The following is a 23,573-nucleotide window of genomic DNA, read 5'->3' on the forward strand; positions in this document are numbered from 1 at the left end:
CCATGACCGCCGCCGACGCGATGAGCAACTGGGACCGCTTCGTCTTCACCTTCTTCAACGCGGATATCGCGATGAAGTATGGCTGGGAGATCCTGCAGGGCGCCGGCGTTACCATTCTTGCCGGCCTCGCGGTGGTCATCACCGGCATCGGTGCAGGCTTCGGCCTCGCGGCGCTCAGGGCGATCGGCTGGAAGCCCGTCAACTTCTTCATCATCGTGTTCGTCGATATCTTCCGCTCACTGCCGCCATTGGCGATCATCCTGGTCCTGTTCTTCGGATTTCCCAGTATCGGCATCGTGCTCCCCAGTCTGGTCGTGCTGTGGATGTCGCTAGGCGCTGTGCTCGCCGCATTCGCGGAGGAGATTTTCTGGGCCGGCATCACCTCGGTACCCAAGGGCCAATGGCTGGCTGCGCGCTCCACGGGCCTCACTTTCGCGCAAACCCTGCGTTATGTGATCCTGCCGCAGGCCGTCCGCCTCGGCATACCGCCACTGACCAACCGCGCTATCTCCATCACCAAGAACCTCGCGCTCGGCAGCGCCATCGGCGTCAACGAGATTCTCGGCCGGGCCAATTCCGCGCTGTCGATGTCCGCCAATGCGACGCCGCTCACCATGGGCGCGCTGCTCTATGTGCTGGTGTTCATCCCGCTGGTGATCGCCTCCCGCACGCTCGAACGCAACTATCGGTGGGGTGAGCACTGATGGAGCAGTTCACACAGGAATTCTTCAATCTCGACGTCATGGCGAAGGTCGCACCGTTCCTCTTGCAGGGATTGCTGCAGACGCTGCTGCTGTGCTCGTTCCTGATCCCGATCGGCCTCGTCAGCGGCATCCTCGTGATGCTGCTGACCACCAGCCCCTATCGCCTGCTGCGCTGGCCGGCTATCGCCGCCGTCGACTTCTTCCGCGCCTTTCCGCCGCTGGTACTGCTGGTCTTTGTCTATGCAGGCCTGCCCTTCATCGGACTGCGCGTGCCGGCGCTGGTGGCAGTGGCCGTCGCCTTTCTGATCAATTCGGCAAGTTACTACGGCGAGATCTACCGCGCCGGCATGGTCAGCGTGCCCAAGGGCCAGCGCGAGGCCGCGCGGTCGACCGGCCTCTCCGCGACGCAGACATTGCTTTACGTGACGCTGCCGCAGGCGATCCGCAACGTTTTGCCGGATCTGTTGTCCAACACGGTCGAGCTGGTGAAGCTCACGACGCTGGCCAGCGTCATCTCGGTGCCGGAGCTGCTGCATTCCGCCAATCTGGCGCGCTCGCTCACCTACAACTCATCGCCGCTGATCCTCGCGGCCATCATCTATCTGCTCCTGCTGTTGCCGGTCGTACGCCTGATCGCGCGGTTGGAACACAGGCTCTAGGACATACGGTTCCGCGGGACCATCACGACAAGCCGGCGCATCGGCGGCGAATGTGGAGTTGCACATGGATTTCGATCTGGTTCTCACCGGCAAGGTGATCGGTCACGACAGCATCCTTGAGAACGGCTGGGTCGCGGTCCGCGACGGGCGTGTCGGTGCCGTCGGCGAAGGCACGCCGCCTGCCGCGCGGGAACGGCAGGATTTCAAGTCCGGGATGATCCTGCCCGGCGCCATAGATGCGCAGGTCCATTCGCTGTCGCAGCGCAATCAGGAAGATTTCATCTGGTCAACGCGCTCCGCTGCAGCCGGCGGTGTAACCACCATCGTCGACATGCCCTATGACGAAGGCGATCTCGTTTGCTCGGCCGCTGCGGTCGAGCGCAAGATCGCCCATGCGAGCCAGCAGGCCCGCGTGGATTTCGCGCTCTACGGCACCATCGATCCCGAGGAAGGCCCGGCGCGCATCGCCGAACAGGCCAAGGCCGGCGTCGCCGCATTCAAGTTCTCCACCTTCGGCACTGACCCGAAGCGCTTTCCGCGCATCCCCGCGCCTCTGCTGGCCGATTGCTTCGCCGCCATTGCGCCAACCGGCCTCGCCGCTGGCGTCCATAACGAGGACGACGAATTCATCCGTGATGCCGTCGCCAAGGTGAAGGCCAAGGGCGTCACCGACTGGCGTGCCCACGCCATGTCGCGCCCGCCGCTCGCCGAAATCCTGGCGATGCTACAGATCTATGAGACCGGCGCGGAGACCGGTTGTCCCGCCCATGTGGTGCATTGTTCTGTCGCGCGCGGTTACGACATTGCGGCCTGGTATCGTTCCGAGGGTCATCACGCCACGGTGGAATGCTGCATCCACTATCTCGTGCTCGACGAGGAGAACGACGTCTCCCGATTGGGCGGCAAGGCCAAGATCAACCCGCCGGTGCGCCCGCGTGCGGACGTCGAGGCGCTGTGGGCAGAGCTTGCAGCCGGACACGTCTCACTGGTCTCGACCGATCACGTCAGTTGGTCGGAAGACCGCAAGGTCAATCCGGACATGCTGGCCAATGCGTCCGGCGTGCCGGGCCTCGAAGCCATGGTGCCGCTGCTGGTGAAGGGGCTGATCGAACGCAAACTGCCGTTAACCCATGCCGCAAAGCTGATGTCTTTCAATCCGGCGCGGCACTTCCGCATCGACGATCGCAAGGGCGCGCTGGCGCCCGGCCTCGATGCCGATATCACCGTGCTGATCGACAAGCCCACTGTCTATGACGCCGCAGCGAGCGGCAACAATGTCGTCGGCTGGTCACCCTATAACGGCATCACGCTGCCATGGACCGTGGCCGCGACCTATGTGCGCGGCAAGCTTGTTTTCGATGGCAGCAAGGTTCTCGCCGAACCCGGCAGCGGACAATTCGTGCGGCCGCCGCTGCTTCTCTCGGAGCGACTGCCGGTGGCGTGACGCCAGCCGTTCCGATCACCGAACACGCATCGAACACAAGAACATCTGCCGAGGAGACATTCCGATGGGACGCATTCTGACCGAACGCGATATTGAAGCGGCCGTGCGCGGCGGCGGTGTCTACGCTGCCGGTGGTGGTGGCTGGGCCGATCACGGCCGCATGCTCGGCCGCGCCGCCATTCTTGTCGGCAAGCCCGAACTCGTGTCGATCGACGAACTCGATGATGACGACTGGGTGGCCACGGCCGCTGCCATCGGCGCACCGGCATCGACCACCGCCTGGGAGATGCAGGGCAAGGATTACGTTCGCGCGGTGCAGCTGCTGCAGGACGCGCTCGGTGAGCCGGTGAAGGGCCTGATCATCGGCCAGAACGGCAAGTCCTCTACCATGAATGCGTGGCTGCCATCGGCGCTGCTCGGCACCAAGGTGGTCGATGCCGTGGGCGACATGCGCGCGCATCCGACCGGCGATATGGGCTCGATCGGCCTTGCCGGGTCGCCCGAGCCGATGATCCAGACCGCGGCCGGCGGCAACCGCGCCGAGAACCGTTACATTGAACTCACCGTGCGCGGTGCCACCGCCAAGATCTCGCCGATCCTGCGCACGGCCGGCGACATGTCCGGCGGCTTCATCGCATCCTGCCGCAATCCGGTCCGCGCCTCCTATGTGCGCGACAACGCTGCGCTCGGCGGCATCTCCTTGGCGCTGCGCCTCGGCGAAGCGATCCTCGCTGCCGAACCTAAAGGTCCGTCTGCCGTGATCGATGCGATCTGCAAGGACACCGGCGGCTCCATCCTTGGCAGCGGCAAGATCACTGCGAAGAAAGTGGTCTATACACCGGAGGCCTTCGATATCGGCACGCTCACCATCGGCAGCGGCGACAAGGCCATCACACTGCATGTGATGAACGAATACATGGCCATCGTCGACGCAACTGGTAAGCGCCTCGCGACGTTCCCAGACATCATCGCCACACTGTCGGACGAGGCCGAGCCGATGAGCGTCGGCCATCTCGAAGTCGGCATGAACGTGCATCTGTTCCACGTGCCGAAGACGATCATTCCGCTCGCCTCCAGCGTCAAGGATCCGGCGGTCTATCCGTCCGTCGAGCGCGCCATGGGCATCGAGATCGCGCGCTACGCACTGGCCTGAGGCACGACAGGAGTCCGCCATGACATCAGCGAATCCACGGCATCCCGACTTTCCGATTCCCGGTGGCCCGCAATTGCGCGCCAGGGGCTGGCGGCAGGAAGGTCTGTTGCGGCTTCTGGAAAATGTGCTGGCGGTCGGTGAGGATCCGTCGAGCCTCGTCGTCTATGCGGCGCTGGGCCGCGCCGCCCGCAACTGGCCGGCGCACAAGGCCATCGTGCAAGCGCTGACAACGATGGAAGAAGACCAGACGCTGGTTATCCAGTCCGGCAAGCCCGTCGGCCTGCTCCGCACCCACGCCAAGGCGCCGCTGGTGATCATGGCAAATTGCAACATTGTCGGGCAATGGGCGAAGGCCGAGATTTTCTATGAGCTCGAACGCAAGGGCCTGATCTGCTGGGGCGGCCTCACCGCCGGCGCCTGGCAATATATCGGCTCGCAGGGCGTCATCCAGGGAACCTATGAGATCTTCATGCGCATCGCCGAGCGCCGTTTTGGCGGCACGCTGGCCGGGCGCTTCATCCTCACCGCCGGACTCGGCGGTATGGGCGGCTCGCAGCCGCTTGCCGGACGCATGGCCGGCGCGGCGATCCTCACCGTCGACATCGATCCGGAGCGTGCGCGCAAGCGCAAGGAGATCGGTTATCTCGAAGTGATCGCCCCCGATCTTGATTCTGCGCTGGAGATGATTGCCGCCGCGAAGACCGAGTGTCGCGCGTTGTCTGTCGGCCTCGTCGGCAATGCCGCCGATGTCTATCCGGAAATCGCCCGGCGCGGCGTCATCCCCGATGTCGTCACTGATCAAACCGCAGCCCACGATCTTGTGTTCGGCTATGTCCCTCGGACCCGATCACTCGAGGAAGCACGCATCATGCGCAAGACGACGCCGGAACAATTGATGGTGGAGAGCCGCGCGTCGATTGTCGATCATGTCCGCGCCATGCTGACGTTCCAGGCGCGCGGCGCAGAAGTATTCGATAACGGCAATCTGATCCGCACGCACGCAAGAGACGGCGGGGTTGTCGACGCCTTCGATATCCCGATCTTCACCGAAGCCTATCTGCGCCCGCTATTTGCACGCGCCATCGGCCCGTTCCGGTGGATGGCGCTGTCGGGCGATCCCGACGATATCCGTGCCATCGACGATCTCGTCCTGCGCCTATTCGGCGACAACCAGATCGTTTCGAACTGGATCAAGCTTGCTCGCCAATACGTGCCTTTCGAAGGCTTGCCGGCACGCATCGCCTGGCTCGGTCATGGCGAGCGCAGCGAATTGGCACTGGGCGTAAATGAACTCGTTGCCAATGGTACGCTCAAGGGACCGGTCGCCTTCTCGCGCGATCATCTCGACGCCGCCGGAATGGCGCATCCGAACATCATGACCGAGAACATGCGCGACGGCTCCGATGCCATCGCCGACTGGCCGCTGCTCGACGCCATGGCCTTGTGTTCGTCCCAGGCCGATCTCGTCGCCGTCCACTCCGGCGGCGGCGGCTATGCCGGCTATATGACCAGCGCCGGAGTCACCCTGATCGCCGACGGCACAGCCACCGCGGCAGAACGCCTCGCCATGAGCCTCGACAACGACACCGGTCTCGGCGTGATCCGCTATGCGGATGCCGGGTATGCCGAGGCCATCGACGAGGTCTCGCTCAAGCACGTTCCGCATATACAACTCTAGACGGTCGTTCCGACCATCTGTCTGGCGCGTGAGGCGAGCCTGAGCCCGGACAGGTGTCAGGAACCTCGCCTTGGGCCAGCTCGCAGGCCCTATCGTCCTTACGCGACCGGGAAAATCGGAAAATTCCGGCCGTCAGAGGCTTACGAGCGCCGGCAAGAGCCAACACCCCCAATTACACAAAAGTCAGTCTCATCCAGAAGCGGGGAACACCGCTGTCAGGTGGTTGAAATTGCGGAGCTCTCTCTATAGACCCACGGAGCCAAAGCGATCCGCGGGCCCGCCCCGCCTGTTATCGCCTCGGCCGTTGGGGCGTAGCCAAGCGGTAAGGCAGGGGATTTTGATTCCCCCATTCGGAGGTTCGATCCCTCCCGCCCCAGCCAGGCAGTCCGGATATTCGGCCAAACCACCCAATTAGCCGAGAAAGGCCGGCTTTTTGCGGGCTTTCATGCATTCGGGAAAGTTCCTGGGTGGCGAAATCGACCTTGGGCGCCCCCGAATTCCCGAAAGTCTCCGGCAGACAGTTTCAAAATTCCCGTTTTGGAGAGATTGCGGTTGGAGACTGGGTTCGATCGCCACTGGGGGCGGAAGCAGTGCCAATCTGCTGGGTCGCGCAATAGAACGCCTACCAGGATTCCGCTGGATGAAGTCTACCGTTCAGCGCGATCCAAAGCGGATGTGCTGCTTGCTTAGGCCGAGTTGCCAGAGTTTCTTGACGGCACGGCCGAATCCTTGGAACCGACTTTTTCAATCGACTCTGTGCCGTATAGCCCCGAATGGCTGAACGCGCTATCGGATGCCGAAAAGCAATCCGTTGCGATGACCGATTTCTCGCGGTCTATGCATAACAGCGGCGGCGAGCATGTGGCTTGGCTTCTGTGGAGTACGCAGGAGAAGGCCAAGCCGACGCCGCTCGAATACCGGCAAGGTTCGATGTTCTTCCTTGATTGTGGGCGCGGACCGTTTGCCGTTACGGCGGGCCACGTCTTCGAGCAGTTCGTCAAGGATCGTGCTGAGCGTCGTGTGCGAGGATATCAGCTTGGCAATATCGGGTTCGATCTGGAGGAGCGGCTGATTGATTGGGGGAATAAACGGAAGATTGACCTCGCGACCTTCAGGATTACGCCCGATGAAATTGCCGCCGTCGGCAAGCAAGTGGTTCGCGGCACGGATGGCCGGTGGCCTGCGCCGCCGAATGTGGGCGACGTGGTTTACTTCGGCGGCTTTCCCGGTGCCGAGCGCATCGAGGTCGCGCCAGCCCCGGTCCCGGCATCGCCTGACTCCCGGAGATCGTCAGCCGTTTCCGACGAGACCGGCCCGCCACCCAGATCAGGCTGCTGACGCGCAGCTCCAACAAAGTGCGCAGTCTGGTGTCATCAAGGGCATTCGACATCGGCATTGCCGAACCGCCCTTCGACCGCACGAACGCGGTGTTGAAGCGCTATCGGTTCCAACTGCAATGCGTATTGTCCGCGTGTCACGCATTGGCTGCCCATGAAACGCTCACGCCAGACCTCCTCGAGGGAAGCGATCTCATCATCACGCCGGGGAGGCGCACATCCTATGCGGCGATCTCACGCGCGTTCGAGGCCAGCGGGACACCATTTCATCCCGCGATCGAATGCGAGTTCTTTGTCATCGCGCTCAATCTCGTCATCGACGGCGCCGGCATCTGCCTGGTGGATGCATTGAGCATCTCCGACACGCTGCGACGAACCGGCAATACCAGCAAACTGGTGGTTCGGCCATTATCGCCGACCGTCTTCTACGAGGTGGGCCTGCTGAAGCCGAATGTCGGGGAGCTCAGCGTGCTGGCCAGACAATTTTTGAAACTTCTCGATGAGTACACGGTGCCTCATCTCGCCTGATTCTGATGGGGATGACGACCGTCTAGCACGCGGGTTACCTAGAGACGTTGCTAATGGCCGGAAAAACCGCCGGATACCCGCATTTCTCGACAACGTCTCCTTTGCGCCAGAAACGGACGCCTATAGACAGGCGTCAAAGAAAATATACTTGCACCTACGCGGCTTTCTGTAATTTAGGCCTAGAGTAGATTTGGTCGAGTCGCAGATTGTGCTTAGCGATCGGCGATCTTCAAGCCCAGCTTTTCTTCGGTTACAGGAAAAGCTAAACGCCAAGGTAAGATCGCTGGATGTCGTCGTTGTGCGCCAGATCCTGCATCGACCCTTCGTATACGATCTGGCCTTTTTCGAGCACGTAAGCCCGGTCCGATACCAAGTGCGCAAAATGAAAATTTTGCTCGGACAGCAGAATACTTGCGCCGCGCGCCTTGAGCGCCAGAATCATATGCGCCATCTGCTCGACGATCACCGGGGCAACACCTTCTGAGGGCTCATCGAGCAGAACCAGCAACGGATTCCCCATGAGCGTGCGGGCCACCGTGAGCATCTGCTGTTCACCGCCACTCATCTGGCCACCTCGCCGATCCTTCATGCGACCGAGATTCGGGAAGAGCTCATAAAGGGCATCGGACGTCCAGTTGAGCGCGGGACTTCCATCCGACCACTGACGCGGCGCTTGCCTGCCGGTTTCGAGATTCTCGGTCACGGTCAAATCCGGGAATATACGACGATCTTCGGGCACGAAGCCGAGCCCCATGCGCGCAACCTGGAACGGCGCCTTGCCGCCGATGCCCTGGCCCAGAAAATTGATCTGCCCCTCGCACCGTGAAAGCAAGCCCATGATGGCCTTGAGCGTGGTGGATTTTCCGGCGCCATTGCGTCCCATTAGCGAAATGACTTCGCCACGGCGCACATTGAGCGCGACGTCGTACAGGATGTGAGCTGCGCCATACCATGCGTTCAGACCAGCGACATCGAGCAGGATCGGATTCACTGATGCGATCATGCGGGTATCCTTGTCGCGGTGGCCGGTTCCGGCGGATGTTCGAAGGTCAGGCCATTGCCGAAATAGACTTCCTTGACCTTGGGGTGATTGCGGATGGTCTCTGCGTCCCCTTCCGCGATCAGCTTGCCGCGGGCGAGCACGATGATGCGGTCGGCATGGGCGAAGACGACATCCATGCTGTGCTCGGTGAACAGCACGGCCATGCCGCGCTCGACCACCAGCCGCTTGGTCAGAGCCATCAATTCGTTGCGCTCGCGGGGCGCCATCCCTGCGGTCGGCTCGTCCATCAGCAGCAGCCGCGGATTGTTCGCCAAGGCCATGGCAAGTTCGACGCGCTTGACGTCGCCATAGGCCAACTCGCTGCAAGCCCGGTCAGCCTGTGCGTCCATGCCGACCTGCTCAAGCAGCGAGATCGCCTCAGCGCGATAGCGGCTTGCCGCGGGACGCCACAGCGACAGCGTCTGTTTGTGATGGGACATCACCGCCATCTGCACATTCTCGAGGACCGTGAAAGATGCAAAGGTCGCTGCGATCTGGAATGTGCGCCCGACGCCGAGACGCCAGATCGCACGCGATTTCATTCCAACCAGCTCCTGCCCGGCCAGACGCACGGATCCGCCCGAGGCACGCAACTGGCCATTGACCATGTTGAAGGTGGTGGATTTTCCCGCACCGTTCGGGCCGATCAGCGCTAGCAACTCGCCGGGACGAAGGTCGAAGGTGATTCCATCGACGGCACGGACGCCGCCAAAGGCCATATGGAGATCGCGGACCTCGAGCAGCGCGCCACTCATGTCAGCTTCTCCCGCCGGACAACGCCCACCGCCGGTCGATATTGCTGCCACAGGCTTTCGATCTGGCGCGAGATGCCAGCCAGCCCTTCGGGGAAGGCGAGCACCAGAAACAGGATGATTCCGCCGAACAGGGCCCGCCAGTAATCCGTGGCGCGCATGACCCAGTCCTGCAACACACCGAACACCGCCGCGCCGCTCACAGGCCCTGTGAGCGACTGAATGCCGCCCAGCAGAACCATAACCAGCCCGTCGACCGATTTGCTGACTGAGATCACATCCGGCGAAACGCTGCCTTTGGAGAAGATATAGAGCGTGCCGGCCAATCCGCCGAACACGCCGGCGATGGTGAAGGCCAGCCATTGCACGAGTTTGACGTCGATGCCGATCGCCTCGGCACGCAGCGACGAGTCGCGCCCGGCCCGCAGCGCATAACCGAACGGCGCGAACACGAACCGCCGCAGCGCGTAAGCGGAAAGCCCAACCAATACGAGCGTGAGATAGTAGTAGCGCGTTCCGGTCAGCCAGTCCGCCGGCCAGATGCCCACCATGCCGTTGGAGCCGCCGGTGACCGCATCCCACTGGAACACGACCGACCAGACGATCTGCGAGAAGGCCAGCGTCAGCATCGCCAAATAGACGCCCGACAGCCGCACGCAGAACCAGCCGAACACCAGAGCCCCGAGACCTGCGATCAAGGGCGCCGCCAGCATGGCGAGCGGCATCGGCATAAATGCCAGCTTGACCAGAATCGCCGCGCCATAGGCGCCGAGGCCGTAATAGGCGGAATGTCCGAAGGAGTGCATCCCGCCCGGCCCCATTATGAAATGCAGGCTGACCGCAAACAGCGCCGCGACCAGAATGTCCTGACCGAGCACCGCGGCATAGGGCAGCGATTTATCGAGCAACGGCAGCACCGCCATCACCAGGAAGACGCCAATGACCGCCATGCGAAACCAACTCGAGCCCGGCTTCAGCGGCGCCTCGACGGGCGCAGAATTGCGACTGGTTGCCTGCGGCCGGCCCATCAATCCCCACGGCCTGATCACGAGGACGATCGCCATGATCAGGAATTCGACCACCAGCGTAAGCTTGGAGAAGGAGATCTCGATCCCGGCCAGATGAACCGTGCCGATGCCGATGCAGATCGCCTTCACTTCGGCGATCAGCAGCGAAGCCAGAAACGCGCCGGGAATGGAGCCCATGCCGCCCACCACCACAACGACAAAGGCGTCGCCGATCGTCGAGATATCGACGGCGAGACTCGCCGGCTGGCGCGGCAGCTGCACCGCTCCGCCGAGTCCGGCCAGCATGCAGCCGATTGCGAACACGCCGGTGAACAGCCACGCCTGATTGACGCCGAGGGCGCCCAGCATCTCGCGGTCATGGGTCGCCGCCCGCACCATGACGCCCCAACGGGTCTTGGTGAGCAGCATCCAGAGAAGCCCGAAAATCGCGGGACCGATCACGATCAGGAACAGATTGTAGCTCGGATAGGCACGGCCGAAGAGCTGGATCGCGCCCTCCAGTCCCGGCGCACGGCGGCCGAGCAGATCCTCCGGTCCCCAGATCCACAGTGCGGCATCGTTGAAGACGAGAACCAGCGCGAATGTCGCCAGCAGCTGAAACAACTCGGGCGCCTTGTAGATACGGCGCAGCAGCAGAATTTCCACCAGCGCACCGAGCAGCCCGACAGCCAATGCTGCGAGCACGAGCGCGCCCCAGAAGCCAACGGCTCGCCACGGCCCCACGCCGATCCGCTCGACCAGTGAATAGCTCACATACATGCCGAGCATGAAGAACGAGCCATGGGCGAAATTGACGATCCGGGTGACGCCGAAAATCAGCGACAAGCCGGTCGCCACCAGAAACAGGGATGACGCCCCGGCCAAGCCGTTCAACAATTGAGCCAAGAAGGCAGACAGATCCATGGAAGTCTCGCTCGAAACAGATGTGGTGCTCAAACGCGACCGAGCGCCCTCGATCGGAGGGCGCCCGGCATTGGGTTAGTCGGCTGGACGCAGCTTGCGCACCTCGTCGTCCGACGGCAGCAGTTTTTCGCCCGGTGCATAGTGATAGTCGACCATCACGCCCTTGCCGTCCTCGACGGCGAGCTTGCCGACATAGAGTCCCCATGTTGCCTGGTGATCGATCTTGCGAAAGCTGGTCTTGCCGTCCGGCGTGTCGAAATTGAGCCCTTCGAACGCTGCGACGAGCGACTCGCTGTCGGTCTTTCCGCCGGATGCCGCGACACCCGCCTCGATGGCCTTGATCGTGGAATAGCCAATGATCGAACCGAACCGCAGATTCTCCTTGCCGTACTTCTTCTGATACTCGGTCAGGAATTCCTGATGGGCTGGCGTCTTGATGCTGTACCAGGGATAACCGGTCACCATCCAGTTCTTGGGGATCTCATCGCGCAGCGGTTCGAGATATTCAGGCTGACCGGTGATGATGCTGAACACCGGCATCTGGTCACCGAGATATCCACGCGTGTTGCCCTCGCGGATGAACTGAGCGAGATCGGAGCCGAACAATGCGTTGAACGTGGCATCGGGCTTGGCGTCGGAGAGCGCCTGGATCACGCTTCCAGCATCGATCTTGTTGAACGGCGGCGCTTGTTCGGCGACGAACTCGACGTCCGGCTGCTTCTCCTTCATCAATCTCTTGAAGGCCGATGCGGCCGACGTCCCGAATTCATAGTTCGGATAGATCAGTGCCCAGCGCTTCTTCTTCAATTTCACCGCTTCGTCGACCAGCGAAGAAACCAGCATATAGGTCGAGGAGTCGAGGCGGAATGTGTACTTGTTGCCGACGGCCCAGACGATATTATCGCTCAGCGCCTCGGTGATCAGCATGAAGCGCTTCTTCTGCTTCGCATAGTCGGTCAATGCCGTACCGATATGCGCGTAGAAGGCGCCGGCAAGGATGTCGACCTTTTCGCGGGTGACCAGATCTTCTGCCTGGCGGATCGCTTCGCCCGGATTGGCATTGTCATCGCGGGTGATGAGCTCGAGCTTGCGCCCGGCCACACCGCCCTTGGCGTTGATCTGATCGATGGCGAGCATCATCCCCTTCTTGTAGCCATCAGTGAAGACCGGCTGGGACTTGTAACTGTTGATCTCGCCAATCTTGATGGTGTCTTCGGCCCTGGCCGGAACCGAGGTTCCAATGGCAATCGTCGCCAGGCCAGACAGTAGGACGTGTCTAAAACTCAACTGCTTGATCATGACTTACCTTCTCCGGTGGATGATACAATTGTGGAACATGGGTGGGTGCTTGGAACAACGAGACAGCAGCTCCAGACGATCGACCGTGCCGAACGAGCAAATGTCGACCCGAAGCATGCCATGTGAGTGGATGCTTCTCAGGAAGCAGCGCTTAGAGCCGGGGATTTACCGAAGCGATCACGGCAGGTGCGGGCGTCGTATTGGTAGACCCATTCAGCCTTGATCCCGACTGCGTTGGGGTTCTTCGCCTGCTCGAGCTTGAATGCGAGGTCACGCGCTTTCGATTCTTCGGGCGAAGACAAATGATATGTGCGGCCACGCTCACGTGCCTCGAGCTGAACACGGGTGGTGCGCGGACGGCGCTCGGCCTCATAGGCATCGAGCGCCGTGCCGAGATCGCCCGGGCCGAAATGGCTCAGTGCCTGTGCGAGAACATAGCCGTCTTCGACTGCCATGGCTGCGCCCTGCGACAGGAAAGGCAGCATCGGATGTGCGGCATCGCCGAGCAGCGTGGCATTGCCGCGCGACCAGCGTTGCATCGGATCGCGATCGAACAGCCCCCACTTGTAGATCTGGTCGGGATTGGTGAGCTCGAACAGACGGATCAGGTTGTCGTTCCAGCCCGCAAACCCATCGAGCAGTTCCTGCCGGCTGCTCTTGATGGTCCAGGACTCCTCGACCCAATCGTGATTCTCATTAACGGCAACGATGTTCACCATTGCGCCACCCTTGACGTAATAGGTCACCACGTGCCCCTTCGGTCCCATCCAGAAGGCAGACGTCGGCGTGACAAAAGGCAGAGGAAACTGGTCGACCAGAACAAGCGCACGCCAGCACATATGCCCGGTGTAGCTGGCCGGTTCCTGGCCCCAGAGCGCGGCACGGACAGCCGAACGAACGCCATCGGCGCCGACCACCAGATCGGCTGCGTATTCGCTGCCGTCGTCGAAACAGGCGATCGTTTTTCCTGCCTGTTGACGCAACCCCGTGCAGGCAACACCGAACGTGATGCGCTCGGGCGCAATATCTTTTGCGAGCATGGTGTGCAGGTCGGCGCGATGAACGTGATAGAACTCGGCCCCGAACACACGCGGGCACACTTCGCGCAGCGGCGTACGGAACAACTCCTCTCCGCTCTGCCAATTCCATCCCACCATGGCCTCCGGCAGGAAGCCCGCCGCCGCCAGATCCGGTCCCAACCCGAGCGCTTCGAGCACCTTCACGGCGTTGGGCGTCATCTGCACGCCGGCTCCTACCTCGCTCAGGGCCGAAGCTCGTTCGAACATGTGATAGTCGATGCCGAGCAGATCCAGACTGCGGGCCAGTGCCGCGCCGCCGATGCCGCCGCCAATGATGGCTACCTGGAAATCGCTATTCATAATTTCTCCGATGACTTGATGCCGCGTGGCTTAGAGATCGAGTTCGAGTGTGGTCAGCCCGCGCGAGCAGCAGGCCATCATGACGGTGGACGTGGCCCGCGCAGCGGGCGGGATCATCTGGTCGCGATGATCGACCTGTCCGGAAAGGATGCGCACCTCGCAGGCGCCGCAGACCCCCTCCTCGCAGGAGTAGGAAAGATCGATACCCGCCGCGAGACAGGCGCTGAGCACGGTCTCCTCCGCCCCGACATCCAGGCTGCGCCCCGAGCGCGCCAAACGAATGGTGAAGCTGCCGGTGGGACCCGTATCCATGGGGGCCACAGCAAAGCGCTCGCGATGCACGAGGTCGAGTGAACGCCGCGCGGTCAATTCGTCGAAGGCGTCGATCATGCGCGTCGGCCCGCAACAATAGAGCGGCGCTTCCATCGGCGTATCCGCAAGGACATCGGCGAGACGTGGCGCCGGCCCGCTGGTGTGATGGATCCGCACGCTGCCGTCGGCGACGGCGGCAAGCTCGGTATGAAACAAAGTCGCTTCAGGGCTGCGCGTCCAATAGTGCAGCTGTACCGGCTGACCATCGGCGACAAGCTTGCGATACATCGAGACGATCGGCGTGATGCCGATTCCGCCAGCGAACAGGTAATGTGTCGTCTCATTGGTAGCGCCGAGCGGGAAATGATTGCGCGGGATCGAACTCTGATAGATCTCCCCTGCGACCGACTGCCGGTGCCAGGCACGCGAGCCCCCTCTTCCGTCGAACGCCTCCTGCACCGCGATCTCGTAGCAGTCCGAAGCTGGCTGCGGCCAAAGCAGCGAGTATTGCCGCATCAGTCCGGGCGCCACCTCGAGATCGAGGTGAGCGCCGGGCTCGAAAGCCGGCAGCGTCGCGCCGTCGGACGAAGCGAGCCGGTAGAGATTGATCCCCGGCGCTCCGTATCGCACTTCGACCAGCCGCAACCTCAAACCGAGGTCAGATGACGCCATAGGTGATACCCTTGGCGCGCAGCCAGCTCCGGTAGCGTTGCCCCATCAGATCCGTTCGGTGATGCAACTCGTAGCGCAGCTCCGTTGGAATGCGCTCCGGTCGCTGCGACTCGACGATCTCGCGATCCTGATTGAAGACCACGTCCGCCCGATCACGCACGACTTCCGGATCGGGATGCGGATTCACGTTCATCGCTGCGCAAACGCGCGCGATAGTCGTCTTCTCATCGACCGGCTGGCAGACAAAGAAGGTGGCGAAGATATCGGACTTGTCGGAAACGATATTGCCGGACTTGTCCGCCTGCTGGGTTCGCTTCGAGAAGTAAGCCACCAGCGGACGGAACGTGTGATAGGTGTAGAACGCCATCAGCGGAATGCCGCGCGCGTCGCCCCACGGCTGAAACACCTTTATTTCCGACGAGCAGAGGCCGGTATCGACTTCATACACGTCATAGGGCTCAAGCCGATCCGGATTGTCCATGACGCCGTTCAGGCCGGCATGAACGAACGGGAAGTGGCTGGCATCGATGAAGTTTTCGATCGAGCGAAAGCCATTGGCCGAATACATATAGGGGCCGCTATGGACCTTCAGAAAGCTCGGATCATCCCATTGCGGGAACACCGGTATATCGGCCGTCGGCTCGCCGAGACACACCCACACGAAGCCATAGCGCTCGACTGCCTGATAGGGGAAGGCGCGCGCCTTTTTCATCGGCGTCTCGTCGGGAGCAGCAGGCATGAGGGTGCAGCGACCGCCGCCGTCATACTCCCAGCCGTGATAGGGGCAAACGACGCGATCGTTCTTGATCCAGCCTCTCGACAGCCGGGCGCCGCGATGAATGCAGAGGTCTTCCCAGACATGGATGTCGCCGTTTGCCGAGCGCCAGACGATTAAGTCGCGCTCAAGCAAGCGAACGGGATGGATTTTGTCGGAGGCGAAATCGGAGGAATAGCCGACGACATGCCAGTCGTTGAGCAAAACCGGATCCTGACAGCCATCCTGCGCGGTGATCGGCCGCTGGGCCGATAAAGTCGTGACGGACATTCGTGGCTCCTCAAACACTGGCCGCAGCCTGACATTAATTGGCTGGCCATATAATTATTTTGTTGGCCAGCTATATAATTTCAGTTTGCAATCCCCGTGCCAGCCTGAGAAAAGGCAGGAAATGGCTTCCGCAACACCGACTCACGGTTCCGCAATGCCGTCTTCGCGATTTCCGCGACGTCGCTTGCATCGATTTTATGCGCCGGCCTGCTCGAATTACTGCCATGGTACTGGATTCCAGATGAGGTCTGCATGAACCGCATTTCAGGCCGCCGAGGCGTTCCTTCTGCCGAACCGCCGACCAAGCGTCCCGGCCGGCCGGAAGGCGGCAACGGGACGATGCGCGCCGGCATCATGGATGCCGCTGAGGTTGTGTTTGCCAATCAAGGCTATGCGGGAACGACGCTGCGCGAGATCTCCGAACTGGCCGGCGTAACCCAGGCGCTCATTAGCTACTATTTCGGCTCCAAATTCGATCTCTTCAGCGAGACCTTTCTTCGGCGCGCAATGGCGATCGGCGACGCCCGCGTCGAAAGCTTGGCGAGATTGCAAGCCGAAGGCAAAGCTGGGGACGTCGTCGCTATCGTCGAGGCCTTCCTGCAACCTGTCCTGCTACTGCGCTCAACCGAGCATGGCCCCGCCTTCCTGCGACTCCATGCCCGCCTGCATACCGAGCCGCCCAATCTCTCTTACGAGCTGCGCAAGACGGCTTATGACGAGTCCACGCATCTCTATATCGATGCGCTGCACAAGGCGTTGCCGCATCTCTCACGCTTCGACGTGCATTGGCGTATGACACTCATGATCGGCACTTATCTCTATGCGCTCTCCGACACCAACCGCATGGAGGACATGGTGCCCGACGCCTATGATCCAAAGGATGCCTCGAGACTGATGACGGAGACCGTCGCCTTCATCGTCGGCGGCATGTGCCGGGAAACAACCGCGCCCCGTGCCGCAACGCCAGCGAAAGCCAAGCGTCCGCGAAAAACATCGTGAAAGTGCCGTTGTCCCCGATCTGGATCGGGACGATGACGGCCAGTCACTATATCCATGATCGCTCCCCGACTCTGGCCTCTCAAGCTCACGATTGCTATGCCTGACAAGACTTCGCCGTCACCATATTGGATCTGCCGGCGCGGGGATGGCACTAACCGAGGTTGAAATGGCGGTAACGAAAACTGCTCGCGCGACCAAGAAACGGGGAAGCCTGGGGCGGCCGGAAGGACGCACCGAGAGCCGCGAGGCCCTCCTCGATGCCGCCGAGCGCTACTTCGCCGAGCGTGGCTATGCAGCAGCAAATCTACGCGAAATCGCTGAAGACGCCAATGTCACCCAAGCCATGGCCAACTACTGGTTCGGAACAAAGCAGGAGCTGTTTCGACAGGTCTATCTTCGGCGCGGTGCGTGGCTGGCGACGTGCCGCATGGAACTGCTCGACGAGGTGACCGCCAAGAAGCGTTACGCCCTCGAAGACATTCTTCGCGCTTACATCACGCCGCCATTTCAGCTGCGCGAGTCCGCTCAGGGGCGCGCGTTCCTGCGTCTGCAGGCGCGGCTTCACGCCGAGCCGGATGAGACGGCCTACGCATTGCGCCGCGAGGTTTACGACCAGCCGGTGCGGGCTTATGTAAAAATTCTGGCCAACCTGTTACCGCGTCTAACAGATGAGCACCTCTATCTCCGTTTTGCGCAATTCATCGGCATCTACATTTACATCCTGTCAGACGCCCATCGGATCGAAGAGATCAGCGGGATACGACGCCGGCCGTCTGCCGCCAAACTGATTGACGAAATCGTTCGGTTCACGGCTTCGGGCTTCAAAGGCTGAGCGCTGCCGGAGCTTGCTTGTTCTGCCGGCGCACTGCCGATCAAAACGGCTTGCAAGAAAACTAATCGTGCGTTTAATTATTTCGCGTGACGCCAACACGCATGCTGAAGACGCGGCTGGCGCCCCCGGCGCTCGCGAGCGTACACGACAGATCATGCGGCGACGCTCCACAAAGGAGCCGAGCTTTCGCAATAAGCTTTCGAGAGGAAGAATGATGGATCACGCCAGCTTCACTGAAATCTGCCTACATCAGCTCAAGATGTCCGGGGTTCGCGAAGGCGAGCGCCTCGTCGTTCTGACTCAGGGTAGCGATCGCCTGTCCTATGCCGACGCTTTCATGGCCGCGGGCCAGCGCCTCGGCGCCAGGATGTATCACATGCGCCTCCCTGCGCCGATGCCGACCGCCGGTTGGAACGTCGGCGTGACCGGTCTTGCCGCTCTGCCCGATGCAGTCGAGGCGCTGAAGAACTGCGACATGCTGATCGACTGCATCTTCCTGCTGTTCTCGCCGGAGCAGTTTGCGATCCAGGCTGCCGGCACCCGCATCCTCACCGCGGTCGAGCCACCAGACTTGCTTGCCCGGATGCTGCCTTATCCGGAGCTACGCGAGAAAGTCGAAATCGCCGCCGACCTTCTCGACAAGGCAAAGGTCATGCGCATCACGTCACCACACGGCACCGACGTGACCTACAAGCTCAACACCTACGATACGATTGCAGAATATGCCTGCAATGACACACCCGGTCGCTGGGACCATTGGCCATCAGGCTTCGTCTTCACCGGCGGAGACGACGATGGCGTCGACGGCCAGATCGTCGTGGCGACTGGCGATATCCTGCTGCCGCAGAATATCATGGTTCGGGAACCGATCACTTACACGATCGAGAATGGCTGGATCACCGACATCCGCGGCGGGCTCGAGGCCGAAATTGTCAAGGCCTACATGGCCTCGTTCAACGACAAACGCGGTTTCGGCATGAGCCACGTCGGCTGGGGCATGAACCCGCAGGCCAGATGGCACAACTTCGTACCGGGGGAATTTACCGGCGGAATGGGAATGGAGCCGCGCAGCTTCTACGGGAACGTCATGTTCTCGACGGGCCCGAATAGCGAACTGGGCGGCCCCAACGACACCGCCTGCCACCTGGACATCCCGATGCGCAATTGCTCACTTCTGCTCGACGACGAGCCCGTCGTGATCGATGGCGATGTAGTCGTGAAGGATATTCAAATGAGCCGCTAAACGGCCGCGAGCGCCGGCGGCGTATTGCGTGCGTCGGTCCAAGCGCTCTTTTAAACCAAAGCCGAGATGGGTTGCCCGCTACTTCTTAAGATGCCTCGGTGGAATCTCCGGCAAGCTTGCGTCTCTATCGAGCAGGCTATCTGTAATCCGCACACTCTGTCGTCTGTTCCTTGTCAACGCATGCCGTAGTCGCTGCGCGAGCAGCGGTTAAACTGGACCGGCGCTACGCAGTTCAGAGCGGGAACGCTGGCGCCTATCGCGCCCAGCAGCGGCGAAGCAGGCCGCCTCCCAAGAGACGGCACCTTTCATATGATCTGACACTCGGAGCAGCACCAAGAAAGAGTGGCATACCCTTTGCTTGTGCTGGTTGAGAGCTTCAACCCCAACCGAATGAAACGCAACATGCGCTCGCCAAACTGGTCATCGTGGAGGCTCAGTTTTTCACGCGTTCTTGAATGGTCCTACGGCGACCTTATCGCAGCCGAATATGACGCGAGCCATCCTCAGGCCGAAGGCGGCGCGCGGAATACGTATCAAGCGATTTGGCCGCCCGCGAATGGATCGGCCGCTTCCCTTTCGCATCGGGAGAACGACTAGAGCCGCGAGCCAAGTCGGACTGACGGCGGCCTCAACCCCATCGGGCGCGTTCGCGTGCCTGTTGGCCTCTGACGTGCCAACCTGATGAGCCGCGAGGTGTACCGCTCCTGTCACGCGATCTTGCGGCGAAGAGCCCAGATGAAATCGCGGGCGCATGGACTTCGTGCAAACACTTTCAGCCTGCCGGCCAGCACCCACTTGATAATGACCCTAGAATCATAGTCGTCGCTGATGACATGGCTGCCGCCCTCAATCTTGCCCAAAAGGTTGCCAGACGGGCTTACTGTCGCTCAATCAGATAAAAACGCAGCCGGCTGTGATACCGACTGCGTCTGAGCAACGTGGATGGCGAGACGGCAGGTGGTTGCCCGGTGGTCTCCCAAGGACGCGCAAGTTCAGGACGCCCTAAACTCGCTCAATTATCAAGGCGAAGTTCTATGCAGATTTCCGCTGCTGCACACACAATTTGGATGCGCACGAACAGTGCTTTTGGCTCAGGGTTTAGCAAGGGCTTAGATGGCGGGTTTGCGCCAGAAGCTCCCATTAGGCTATTCCGGCACAATTATGTCCTAGGTTCACGTGCACGAAACGCAACAGGCTCCGGCAATCCAGGACGGCGATGCCGCATTCGGTCGGTCTGGCTGTGGTCCCGCAACGATGCAATGTCATCGTCGTGTTCGCCGGCTTGTGATCTGGGCTGAGGCATGGACATCAACAGACCTGTCATTACAGCGTGCCGGCGTTGCCAAGCACGGCCGTAAATTCATGCGAGAAGGTGCAGCCATTACCGTGCGCGATGGCAATCTCGGCATCCGCGATCTGCCGCGCCCCAGCATTGCCGCGCAATTGCTCCGTCGCTTCGATCAGCGTGAACAGCCCATACATGCCGGGATGCGCGAACGACAATCCGCCGCCATTGGTATTGACCGGCAGAGCACCACCCGGCGCGATGCGGCCGCCGGAGACGAAGGCGCCGCCCTCGCCTTTCTTGCAGAATCCCATGTCCTCAAGAAACATGATGACGTTGATCGTGAAGGCGTCATAGAGCTGCAACACATCGACATCGGTCGTGGTGATGCCCGCCATCTCGAATGCCCGTGGCGCGCACTCGGCAGTCGGCGTCGTACAGAAATCTGGAATCTGCGAGACCTCACGGCTCCAGCTTGCGCCTGCGCCGCCGAGGAAATAGACGGGCTTGTGCTTCATCGCCTTCGCACGATCGGGACAGGTCACGACGACAGCCGCACCACCGTCGCTCATCAGGCAGCAATCCAGCCGCGACAGCGGATCGGCGACCAGCGGCGAAGCCAGCACCTCCTCGATGGTCAGCGGCGCCTTCATCGTCGCGTCCGGATTGAACTGCGCCCACTGCCGAGCGGCTACGGCAACTTCCGCCATCTGCGCGCGCGTGGTGCCGTATTCGTACATGTGCCGCGCAGCGCACATGGCATAGCCCGGTAGTGGCGACGTCAGGCCGTAGACCCTCTCGAATATCGGCAGTTCGTGAATGCCGAATGTGCCGGCCTGCTTGAGGTTGGAGCCATAGGCGATCAGCACCGTGGTGCAGAGCCCGGCCTCGATCGCCATCGTGGCCTGCAGGAGATGCGATAGGAAGGACGAGCCACCGGTCATATCCGAACACGCCCATTTCGGGCGGATGCCGAGATACTCGCCCATCGAGAGGGTCGGAAACATGTGATATAATGTGCCGCCGCAGATGCCGTCGATATCCTTCAACTGCAGCCCGGCATCGGCGACGGCGCGTGCGGTCGCGCCAGCCATCAGGTCCATCGCGGAAAAGCCGGGCGCGCGGCCGAGCCCGCAGGTGCCGAGACCGACGATGGCGCTCTTGCCGCGCAGCGATGATATGCTCATGACGCGGCTCCCGCGGGACGAAACAGCACGACGGGCTGTTCGCTATTGGCATATGTGCCGAAATCGACCGGCACGATCACGGCCTGCACGCGCATGCCGATGTGCACTTCGTCGGGCGCGCAATCAATGATACGGCTGAGCATGCGCACGCCCTCGTCGAGCTCGACGACACAAGTATTGTAGTCGCCGCCATGTTTGGCGGGACGGCGCATGGTGGTGGTAGAATAAATCGTGCCGAAGCCGCTGGCCCCGACGAAGACGAGATCGGCCGCGCCTGATCGCGGCGCGATCAGGCGCGGATAGAACACATACTCGCCGGTAGAGCGTGAGCGCTGGATCATCAGCCTGCCGGCACGCAGATGTGCCAAGAACTGGCCTTCCGGCCCAAGGCCTTCCATCGAGTTGTCCTGCATCACTGCTTCCACTCCGCGTCCTGCAGCGACCGCCAGCTGATCTTGTTGCTTTCCGACCGTGGCAGGCTGTCGACCAGCACCACCGAGCGCGGTGTCTTGTAATTGGCCATGACGCTGCGCGCCCAGCCAAGAATGTCATCCGGCGTCGTCTCAGCCCTGACCGCATCGTGCAACACCACCAGCGCCTTCACCGACTCGCCGCGATAGCTGTCCGGTGTGGAGATGATGCAGCACTCCTTGATGGCAGGATGGCCGTACATGATGGACTCAACTTCCGCCGGCCACACCTTGAAGCCCGACACGTTGATCATCCGTTTCAGCCGGTCGACCGCGAAGAAATAGCCGTCGCCATCGCGATAGCCGAGATCACCGGTACGCAGAAAGCGCTTGCCGTCGAGCCTGACAAAGGACGTGTCGTTTGCCTCCGGTTTGTTCCAGTAGTTCTGCAGCACCTGCGGGCCATTGACGACGATCTCGCCGATCTCGTCATTGCCAAGCTCGGTCAGCGTGTCAGGATCAATGATCCGCGCATCTGTCTGGTGCACGGCGATGCCGAGGCACTGGCGCCTTGGCGCTTCCATCGGATTGATGTGGGTCGGCGACATGGTTTCGGTCATGCCGTAGCCCTCGACGAATTCGAGGCTGAAGCGGGTCTTCAGCCGCTCGGCCACCGCGACTGGCATCGCCGCGCCACCTCCGGTGATGACCTTGAGTTTTGCAAAACATTCTTCGCGGAATGTCGGGCTGGACAACACGTCGACGATCATGGTCGGCGCTGCGTTCCAGAAGGTAACACCATGAGCCTCGAAGAGTGGCGGGATCAAGTCCTTGTCCCAGCGTGCCATCAGCATCAGCGTCGCGCCGATCGAGATTGCCGCATTCATCGATCCCTGCATGCCCGCCACATGAAAGAACGGCTGCACGCCAGTCAGCACGTCGTCGGCGTCGAGCCTGTACCAGCGCGCCTGCAGCACCGCCGTGAACAGGACACTGCTGTGCAGATGCATGCAGGCCTTCGGCTTGCCCGTGGTGCCGGACGTGTAGGGAAACAGGCAGAGATCGGCTGATGTGGCGCCCATCGGCGCCGGCGTCTCGTTGCGCGCGATGACATAATCCCAGGCGCGCCAGCCTGGTGCGGTGGGACAGGATCCGTTCTGTGTCACGCAGGGCGGCAGCATGTACGGCGTGACCGCCGGGACATAGTCGCGATAATGCGCGACGATGATACTATTGATGGCGTGTCCCACGAGAGGCGCGAAGACCTCCACGAGATCGCTGCCGATGATCGCCACTTTGGCGCCGCTGTCAGACGCAATGTAGTCGAGCTCGGTGGTCTTGTTCATCGGATTGATTGGCACAACGACCGCGTCAGCCCGCATGACAGCGTAATAGGCGATCACATATTGCGGCGAATTCTGCAGCGCGATCATGACGCGGTCGCCGCGCCTGACGCCGCAGACATTCTGCAGATAGCCGGCCAGCGCGTCGACCTGCCGCAGCAACTCCGCGTAAGTCACAACCCCGCCATAGAACAGCGTCGCCGGATGATCTGGCCGCGCCGTCGCTGCGCGCACCAGTGCGTCATAGAGGACACCCTCGGGCAGCGGCAATGTGTGCGGCTCGCCCGGCGGCCAGAATGGCGAGACATCACTCACTTGGAGCCTCCGGGCGTGGTCATT

The 23,573-nt window shown here is 61.5% G+C and carries 20 protein-coding genes and 1 tRNA gene; 11 read left to right on the forward strand and 10 right to left on the reverse strand.

Annotation, left to right across the window (positions count from 1 at the left end; translation table 11 throughout):
- The first annotated feature begins 2 nt into the window (after window positions 1-2).
- The 8 genes from AB8A27_RS19525 (at window position 3) to AB8A27_RS19560 (ending at window position 7,503) form a co-directional block, all read left to right on the forward strand.
- Window positions 3-704: an amino acid ABC transporter permease gene (locus AB8A27_RS19525; protein ID WP_441243342.1), complete on the forward strand. Its 702-nt coding sequence runs from the start codon at window positions 3-5 to the stop codon at window positions 702-704.
- Complete coding sequence (locus AB8A27_RS19530; protein ID WP_089266064.1) at window positions 704-1,363, forward strand: amino acid ABC transporter permease; 660 nt, start codon at window positions 704-706, stop codon at window positions 1,361-1,363. The genes AB8A27_RS19525 and AB8A27_RS19530 overlap by 1 nt, the downstream gene beginning before the upstream one ends.
- A gap of 64 nt (window positions 1,364-1,427) precedes the next feature.
- A complete protein-coding gene (locus AB8A27_RS19535; protein ID WP_441243343.1) occupies window positions 1,428-2,807 on the forward strand; it encodes a dihydroorotase in 1,380 nt (459 codons plus the stop codon).
- Window positions 2,808-2,871: 64 nt separating this feature from the next.
- Complete coding sequence (locus AB8A27_RS19540) at window positions 2,872-3,960, forward strand: DUF917 domain-containing protein (RefSeq protein WP_441243344.1); 1,089 nt, start codon at window positions 2,872-2,874, stop codon at window positions 3,958-3,960.
- A gap of 19 nt (window positions 3,961-3,979) precedes the next feature.
- Window positions 3,980-5,638, forward strand: a complete 1,659-nt coding sequence (locus tag AB8A27_RS19545; RefSeq protein WP_441243345.1) for a urocanate hydratase — start codon at window positions 3,980-3,982, stop codon at window positions 5,636-5,638.
- Window positions 5,639-5,943: 305 nt separating this feature from the next.
- Window positions 5,944-6,018, forward strand: a tRNA-Gln gene (locus AB8A27_RS19550).
- Window positions 6,019-6,334: 316 nt separating this feature from the next.
- Window positions 6,335-6,976, forward strand: a complete 642-nt coding sequence (locus AB8A27_RS19555) for a hypothetical protein (protein ID WP_441243346.1) — start codon at window positions 6,335-6,337, stop codon at window positions 6,974-6,976.
- A complete protein-coding gene (locus AB8A27_RS19560) occupies window positions 6,973-7,503 on the forward strand; it encodes a LysR substrate-binding domain-containing protein (protein WP_441244957.1) in 531 nt (176 codons plus the stop codon). Before AB8A27_RS19555 ends, AB8A27_RS19560 begins: the two co-directional genes overlap by 4 nt.
- 262 nt (window positions 7,504-7,765) lie before the next feature.
- On the opposite strand, the gene AB8A27_RS19565 is transcribed toward AB8A27_RS19560, so the two are convergent.
- The 7 genes from AB8A27_RS19565 to AB8A27_RS19595 all read right to left on the reverse strand — a co-directional run bounded on the left by AB8A27_RS19565 (window position 7,766) and on the right by AB8A27_RS19595 (window position 15,935).
- Window positions 7,766-8,485 (reverse strand): ABC transporter ATP-binding protein, encoded by a 720-nt coding sequence (locus AB8A27_RS19565; RefSeq protein ID WP_441244958.1) that lies wholly within the window; start codon window positions 8,483-8,485, stop codon window positions 7,766-7,768.
- 17 nt (window positions 8,486-8,502) lie between these two features.
- A complete protein-coding gene (locus AB8A27_RS19570) occupies window positions 8,503-9,300 on the reverse strand; it encodes an ABC transporter ATP-binding protein (protein WP_441243347.1) in 798 nt (265 codons plus the stop codon).
- Window positions 9,297-11,228 carry an ABC transporter permease gene (locus AB8A27_RS19575; RefSeq protein ID WP_441243348.1) on the reverse strand — a complete coding sequence of 644 codons (1,932 nt, stop codon included), beginning with the start codon at window positions 11,226-11,228 and terminating at the stop codon, window positions 9,297-9,299. The genes AB8A27_RS19570 and AB8A27_RS19575 overlap by 4 nt, the downstream gene beginning before the upstream one ends.
- Window positions 11,229-11,303: 75 nt before the next feature.
- Complete coding sequence (locus tag AB8A27_RS19580) at window positions 11,304-12,527, reverse strand: ABC transporter substrate-binding protein (protein WP_441243349.1); 1,224 nt, start codon at window positions 12,525-12,527, stop codon at window positions 11,304-11,306.
- A gap of 137 nt (window positions 12,528-12,664) precedes the next feature.
- Entirely contained in the window at window positions 12,665-13,906 is a 1,242-nt protein-coding gene (locus AB8A27_RS19585) for an FAD-dependent monooxygenase (protein WP_441243350.1), read from the reverse strand.
- A gap of 30 nt (window positions 13,907-13,936) precedes the next feature.
- Window positions 13,937-14,890, reverse strand: a complete 954-nt coding sequence (locus tag AB8A27_RS19590; protein ID WP_441243351.1) for a PDR/VanB family oxidoreductase — start codon at window positions 14,888-14,890, stop codon at window positions 13,937-13,939.
- Window positions 14,877-15,935: a Rieske 2Fe-2S domain-containing protein gene (locus AB8A27_RS19595; protein ID WP_441243352.1), complete on the reverse strand. Its 1,059-nt coding sequence runs from the start codon at window positions 15,933-15,935 to the stop codon at window positions 14,877-14,879. The genes AB8A27_RS19590 and AB8A27_RS19595 overlap by 14 nt, the downstream gene beginning before the upstream one ends.
- 252 nt (window positions 15,936-16,187) lie before the next feature.
- Here AB8A27_RS19595 and AB8A27_RS19600 point away from each other — a divergent pair, with 252 nt between their 5' ends.
- The 3 genes from AB8A27_RS19600 (at window position 16,188) to AB8A27_RS19610 (ending at window position 19,009) form a co-directional block, all read left to right on the forward strand.
- Entirely contained in the window at window positions 16,188-16,934 is a 747-nt protein-coding gene (locus AB8A27_RS19600; protein ID WP_441243353.1) for a TetR/AcrR family transcriptional regulator, read from the forward strand.
- A gap of 166 nt (window positions 16,935-17,100) precedes the next feature.
- Entirely contained in the window at window positions 17,101-17,766 is a 666-nt protein-coding gene (locus AB8A27_RS19605) for a TetR/AcrR family transcriptional regulator (protein ID WP_441243354.1), read from the forward strand.
- A 214-nt stretch (window positions 17,767-17,980) separates the two neighbouring features.
- Window positions 17,981-19,009, forward strand: coding sequence for a leucyl aminopeptidase (locus tag AB8A27_RS19610; RefSeq protein WP_441244959.1), 1,029 nt, complete (start codon window positions 17,981-17,983; stop codon window positions 19,007-19,009).
- Window positions 19,010-20,332: 1,323 nt separating this feature from the next.
- Here AB8A27_RS19610 and AB8A27_RS19615 read toward each other — a convergent pair.
- From AB8A27_RS19615 to AB8A27_RS19625, 3 genes are read right to left on the reverse strand one after another with little or no spacing between them, the layout of a single operon-like run.
- Window positions 20,333-21,481, reverse strand: coding sequence for an acetyl-CoA acetyltransferase (locus AB8A27_RS19615; protein WP_441243355.1), 1,149 nt, complete (start codon window positions 21,479-21,481; stop codon window positions 20,333-20,335).
- Entirely contained in the window at window positions 21,478-21,894 is a 417-nt protein-coding gene (locus tag AB8A27_RS19620; protein ID WP_441243356.1) for a Zn-ribbon domain-containing OB-fold protein, read from the reverse strand. The genes AB8A27_RS19615 and AB8A27_RS19620 overlap by 4 nt, the downstream gene beginning before the upstream one ends.
- Complete coding sequence (locus AB8A27_RS19625; RefSeq protein ID WP_441243357.1) at window positions 21,894-23,549, reverse strand: long-chain-fatty-acid--CoA ligase; 1,656 nt, start codon at window positions 23,547-23,549, stop codon at window positions 21,894-21,896. The genes AB8A27_RS19620 and AB8A27_RS19625 overlap by 1 nt, the downstream gene beginning before the upstream one ends.
- Between the last annotated feature and the right edge of the window lie 24 nt (window positions 23,550-23,573).

Source organism: Tardiphaga sp. 768_D3_N2_1 (genome assembly GCF_052076105.1).
GTDB lineage: Bacteria > Pseudomonadota > Alphaproteobacteria > Rhizobiales > Xanthobacteraceae > Tardiphaga.

What these genes read in the sequence shown, in the direction of transcription:
- AB8A27_RS19525 (WP_441243342.1), top strand. Translation starts at nt 3, where the DNA reads ATGACCGCCGCCGACGCGATGAGCAACTGGGACCGCTTCGTCTTCACC.
- AB8A27_RS19615 (WP_441243355.1), bottom strand. Translation starts at nt 21,481, where the DNA reads ATGAGCATATCATCGCTGCGCGGCAAGAGCGCCATCGTCGGTCTCGGC.
- AB8A27_RS19610 (WP_441244959.1), top strand. Translation starts at nt 17,981, where the DNA reads ATGGATCACGCCAGCTTCACTGAAATCTGCCTACATCAGCTCAAGATG.
- AB8A27_RS19590 (WP_441243351.1), bottom strand. Translation starts at nt 14,890, where the DNA reads ATGGCGTCATCTGACCTCGGTTTGAGGTTGCGGCTGGTCGAAGTGCGA.
- AB8A27_RS19540 (WP_441243344.1), top strand. Translation starts at nt 2,872, where the DNA reads ATGGGACGCATTCTGACCGAACGCGATATTGAAGCGGCCGTGCGCGGC.
- AB8A27_RS19580 (WP_441243349.1), bottom strand. Translation starts at nt 12,527, where the DNA reads ATGATCAAGCAGTTGAGTTTTAGACACGTCCTACTGTCTGGCCTGGCG.
- AB8A27_RS19530 (WP_089266064.1), top strand. Translation starts at nt 704, where the DNA reads ATGGAGCAGTTCACACAGGAATTCTTCAATCTCGACGTCATGGCGAAG.
- AB8A27_RS19585 (WP_441243350.1), bottom strand. Translation starts at nt 13,906, where the DNA reads ATGAATAGCGATTTCCAGGTAGCCATCATTGGCGGCGGCATCGGCGGC.
- AB8A27_RS19545 (WP_441243345.1), top strand. Translation starts at nt 3,980, where the DNA reads ATGACATCAGCGAATCCACGGCATCCCGACTTTCCGATTCCCGGTGGC.
- AB8A27_RS19570 (WP_441243347.1), bottom strand. Translation starts at nt 9,300, where the DNA reads ATGAGTGGCGCGCTGCTCGAGGTCCGCGATCTCCATATGGCCTTTGGC.
- AB8A27_RS19600 (WP_441243353.1), top strand. Translation starts at nt 16,188, where the DNA reads ATGAACCGCATTTCAGGCCGCCGAGGCGTTCCTTCTGCCGAACCGCCG.
- AB8A27_RS19605 (WP_441243354.1), top strand. Translation starts at nt 17,101, where the DNA reads ATGGCGGTAACGAAAACTGCTCGCGCGACCAAGAAACGGGGAAGCCTG.
- AB8A27_RS19595 (WP_441243352.1), bottom strand. Translation starts at nt 15,935, where the DNA reads ATGTCCGTCACGACTTTATCGGCCCAGCGGCCGATCACCGCGCAGGAT.
- AB8A27_RS19575 (WP_441243348.1), bottom strand. Translation starts at nt 11,228, where the DNA reads ATGGATCTGTCTGCCTTCTTGGCTCAATTGTTGAACGGCTTGGCCGGG.
- AB8A27_RS19535 (WP_441243343.1), top strand. Translation starts at nt 1,428, where the DNA reads ATGGATTTCGATCTGGTTCTCACCGGCAAGGTGATCGGTCACGACAGC.
- AB8A27_RS19620 (WP_441243356.1), bottom strand. Translation starts at nt 21,894, where the DNA reads ATGCAGGACAACTCGATGGAAGGCCTTGGGCCGGAAGGCCAGTTCTTG.